This is a genomic window from Arthrobacter sp. SO3 (assembly GCF_020532825.1).
Classification (GTDB): Bacteria; Actinomycetota; Actinomycetes; order Actinomycetales; family Micrococcaceae; genus Arthrobacter.
In genome coordinates, this window is sequence record NZ_MQTS01000204.1 from 1 (window position 1) to 4,497 (window position 4,497).

3 protein-coding genes are annotated in these 4,497 nt (G+C 69.6%); all 3 read left to right on the top strand.

Annotation, left to right across the window (positions count from 1 at the left end; genetic code table 11):
• Positions 1-44 precede the first annotated feature (44 nt).
• The gene (locus tag BJQ90_RS18795) at positions 45-3,014 is read left to right on the top strand and encodes a 2Fe-2S iron-sulfur cluster-binding protein (protein ID WP_226761725.1); all 2,970 of its coding nucleotides are present in this window, start codon (positions 45-47) and stop codon (positions 3,012-3,014) included.
• Entirely contained in the window at positions 3,007-3,642 is a 636-nt protein-coding gene (locus tag BJQ90_RS18800) for a sarcosine oxidase subunit gamma (RefSeq protein ID WP_226761726.1), read from the top strand. Before BJQ90_RS18795 ends, BJQ90_RS18800 begins: the two co-directional genes overlap by 8 nt.
• The coding region (locus BJQ90_RS18805) for a serine dehydratase beta chain (RefSeq protein WP_413463717.1) at positions 3,642-4,497 on the top strand (856 nt) is incomplete at its 3' end. The genes BJQ90_RS18800 and BJQ90_RS18805, both read left to right, overlap by 1 nt.

The following is a 4,497-nucleotide window of genomic DNA, read 5'->3' on the forward strand; positions in this document are numbered from 1 at the left end:
GCCCCCACCGTCACCACCCCCGTCTCCCCCGAAGGAGCCATCAAATGACCGCTCAGCCGCAGCCCGCGCGCCTGTCCACCGGCGGACGCATTGACCGCAGCGTCACCTGGCGCTTCAGCCTGGACGGCCGTGAATACACCGGCCACCCGGGCGACACCCTCGCCTCCGCCCTGCTGGCGAACGGCCGGATCGCCGCAGGCAACTCCCTGTACGAGGACCGCCCCCGCGGCATCATGTCCGCCGGCGTCGAGGAATCCAACGCCCTCGTCAAGGTCGCCGCCCGGTTCCCGGGCCACGTGGCCGAGTCCATGCTCCCCGCCACCACGGTGACCCTCGTGGACGGGCTCAGCGCCGAGCTCCTCAACGGACTCGGAAAGCTGGACCCGGACGAGGACCGCGCCGAGTACGACAAGAAGTACGTCCACACCGACGTCCTCGTGGTCGGCGGCGGCCCCGCAGGCCTGGCCGCGGCACGCGAAGCCGTCCGTGCCGGCGCCCGCGTCATCCTCATCGACGACCAACCTGAGCTGGGCGGCTCGCTGCTCTCCGGATCCACCGATCCGGCCCTCGCGGAGAGCATCGAAGGGGTCCCCGCCCTGGACTGGGTATCCAACGTTGAAGCCGAACTGATCTCCGCGGCCGAGTGCACAGTCCTGAACCGCACGTCCGCCTTCGGCTCCTACGACTCCAACTACGTCATCGCGGCGCAGAACCGGACGGACCACCTCCTGACCCCGGCCGCGCCCGGCGTGTCCCGCCAGCGGATCTGGCACATCCGCGCCGCCCAGGTCATCCTGGCCCCGGGCGCCCACGAACGCCCGCTGGTCTTCGAAAACAACGACCGTCCCGGCATCATGCTCGCCTCCGCCGTCCGCAGCTACCTCAACCGCTACGCCGTGGCCGCCGGTTCGCGGGTGGTCATCAGCACCACCAACGACAGCGCCTACAGCCTTGCCGCGGACCTGGTGGCCGCCGGCATCCGCGTCGAAGCCGTCGTGGACGCCCGACCGCAGCTGAGCGAAACGGCCGCCGCAGCGGCCGCGGCCGGCACCCGCGTGCTGATCGGCAGCACCGTGGCCGACACCACCGCTGCTGAATCCGGCGACGGCCGGCTCGTCGGCGTCACCGTCCGGAGCATCAACGACGACGGCGAACTCACCTCCGGCGTCGAACAGCTCGCCTGCGACCTGCTCGCCGTCTCCGGCGGATGGTCCCCCGTGGTGCACCTGCACTCCCAGCGCCAGGGCAAGATCCGCTGGGACGATGACCTGGCTGCGTTCGTCCCCAGCAGCATCGTCCCCAACCAGCAGGTGGCCGGTGCCGGCCGCGGCAGCTTTGAACTCGGCGACTGCATCGCAGAGGGCATCTCCGCCGGGGCAGCGGCGGCCGGCGCCGCCGGCCTCGACCCTGAAAACTCCGGCGCAGCCGCCGATCCGCTGGTCATTTCCGAGCCGAAGGCGTCGGCCCCGACCCGCCAGCTCTGGCTGGTCCCCGGGCAGGAAGGCGGCCCGGACGACTGGCACCACCACTTCGTGGACTTCCAGCGCGACCAGTCCGTGGCCGACGTCCTGCGCTCCACCGGGGCCGGCATGCGCTCGGTGGAACACGTCAAGCGCTACACCTCGATCAGCACCGCCAACGACCAGGGCAAGACCTCCGGGGTGAACGCCATCGGTGTCATCGCCGCGGCCCTGCGGCAGGCGGGCGAAGCGTCCCGCGGCATCGGGGACATCGGGACCACCGCGTACCGTGCCCCCTTCACCCCCGTGGCGTTCGCGGCCCTGGCCGGACGCCAGCGCGGAGAGCTCTTCGACCCGGCCCGCCTGACCTCCATCCACCCCTGGCATGTCGCCCACGGCGCCCTCTTCGAGGACGTCGGGCAGTGGAAGCGTCCCTGGTACTACCCGCAGGCCGGTGAGGACATGGACGCCGCGGTGCTGCGCGAATGCGCGGCGGTCCGGGAATCGGTGGGCTTCATGGATGCCACCACCCTGGGCAAGATCGAGATCCGCGGCAAGGATGCGGGCGAGTTCCTGAACCGCATCTACACCAACGCGTTCAAGAAGCTGGCGCCGGGTTCGGCCCGCTACGGCGTGATGTGCACCCCCGACGGCATGATCTTCGACGACGGCGTCACGCTCCGCCTCGATCCGGACCGGTTCTTTATGACGACCACCACCGGCGGCGCCGCCAAGGTCCTGGACTGGCTGGAGGAATGGCTGCAGACCGAATGGCCGGAACTGGACGTGCACTGCACCTCCGTCACGGAGCAGTGGTCCACCATCGCCGTCGTCGGGCCCAAGTCCCGCGCCGTCGTGGCGAAACTGGCCCCGGACCTGGCGGCCGACGGCGGCCTCGAGGCCGAGGCCTTCCCGTTCATGACCTTCCGCGAAACCACCCTCGCGTCCGGCGTCCGGGCCCGGATCTGCCGGATCTCGTTCTCCGGTGAGCTGGCCTACGAAATCAACGTGCCGTCCTGGTACGGGCTGAACACCTGGGAAGCCGTGGCAGCGGCCGGGGCCGAATTCAACATCACCCCGTACGGCACCGAAACCATGCACGTGCTCCGCGCGGAGAAGGGGTACCCGATCGTCGGCCAGGACACCGACGGGACCGTCACCCCGCAGGACGCCGGCATGGAATGGGTCGTCTCCAAGGTCAAGGACTTCATCGGCAAGCGGTCCTACGACCGCAAGGACGCCGGCCGCACCGACCGCAAGCACCTGGTCAGTGTCCTCCCCGTGGACGGCACGATCCGGCTGCCCGAGGGCACCCAGCTGGTGGAGCAGGGCATCACCGTCAATCCCGCCTACGGCCCCGTCCCGATGCAGGGATTCGTGACCTCGAGCTACCACAGTGCGGCGCTGGGCAGATCGTTTGCCCTCGCCCTGATCAAGAACGGCCGCAACCGCATCGGCGAAATCCTGGTGGCCGCCGCCGGGGACCAGCTGGTGGACGTTGTCGTCGCAGAAACCGTACTTTTTGACTCCGAAGGGGCCCGCAAAGATGGCTGACACAGCAGCACTCGAAAATTCCAAGAAGATCCAGACCCTCCGGAAGAGTCCGGCGTCACCGCTCAGGACAGCCTTTGAGGCCGGATCTGTGGCGGGCACCGTGGAGCTGCGGGAGGTGCCGTTCCTGACCATGGCCGGGCTCCGGGTCGATCCGGCCGGCGACGCCGGGGAGCGGCTGGGCACCCTGACCGGCGGCCTGCCGTCCGCGTCAGGTGAGGTCCGCGGCAGCGGCAGCACCGCAGTGCTGTGGCTGGGTCCGAGCGAATTCCTGCTCGTGGCCCCCGCGGAATCCCATGAAAGCCTGGGCGGAGACCTGCCCGGCGCGCTGTTCGATGCCCTGGGCGACGGCGCGGGCCAGGTGGTGGATCTCTCCGCCAACCGCACCACGTTCGAACTCTTTGGTCCCCGGGCGCGGGCTGTCCTGGAGAAGGGCTGCTCCTTGGATCTGCACCCCCGCGTCTTCACGGCCGGCACGGCGCTGTCCACGGAGATCGGCGGGATCCCGGCCATTCTGTGGAAGACCGCGGACGAGGCCTACCGGATCTTCCCGCGCGCCTCCTTTGCGGAGTTCCTGGGGCGCTGGCTCCTGGATGCCATGCGCGAATACGCGTCCCCCGAGGTCCCCTGATGGCGCTTAGCGTCCTGGATTTGTTTTCTGTTGGCATCGGGCCGTCCTCCTCCCACACGGTCGGCCCGATGCGGGCGGCCAAGCGGTTCGCGGACGGGCTCAAAAGCGACGGGCAGCTGAGCGCGACCGCGAGGGTGCAGGCCGAACTGTTCGGTTCCCTCGGCGCCACGGGCCGGGGCCACGGCTCGGACAAGGCCGTAGTCCTGGGCCTGCAGGGCCAGGCCCCCGAGACGGTGGACACCGGAACAGCCGATGACCAGGTGGCGGCCGCCGCCCTGGATGCCGAGCTCCGGATCGGCGGGGACCACCGGGTGGACTTCAACTGGGACGAGGACGTGGTGCTGCACCGCCGCAAGTCCCTGCCGGCCCACCCCAACGGCATGACTTTCCGGGCACTGGACCACACCGGGGCAGTCCTGAAGGAACGCAGCTACTACTCGATCGGCGGCGGCTTCGTCGTTGACGGCACCGCACAGGGGGCTGACCAGGTGGTGGCGGACGACACCGTTCTGCCGTACCCCTTCACCACCGCCGACGAGCTCCTGACAATCTGCCGGCGCGAGGACATGTCCATCTCCGACGTCATGCTCGCCAACGAACTTCTCTGGCGCAGCGAAGCCGAACTCCGGGACAAGCTCCTGGCGCTGTGGGCGGTCATGCGCGAATGCGTGGACAACGGCTGCGCTGCCGAGGGAATCCTCCCGGGCGGGCTGAACGTCAAACGACGCGCCCCGTCCCTGTTCCGGACGCTGGCAGCATCAGCGGTCAGCGCCGACGCGGCCGCCCGGAATCCGTCCCCGGTCCAGGTGCCCGCAGACCCCCTGCTTGCCATGGAGCTGTCTCTTATACACATCT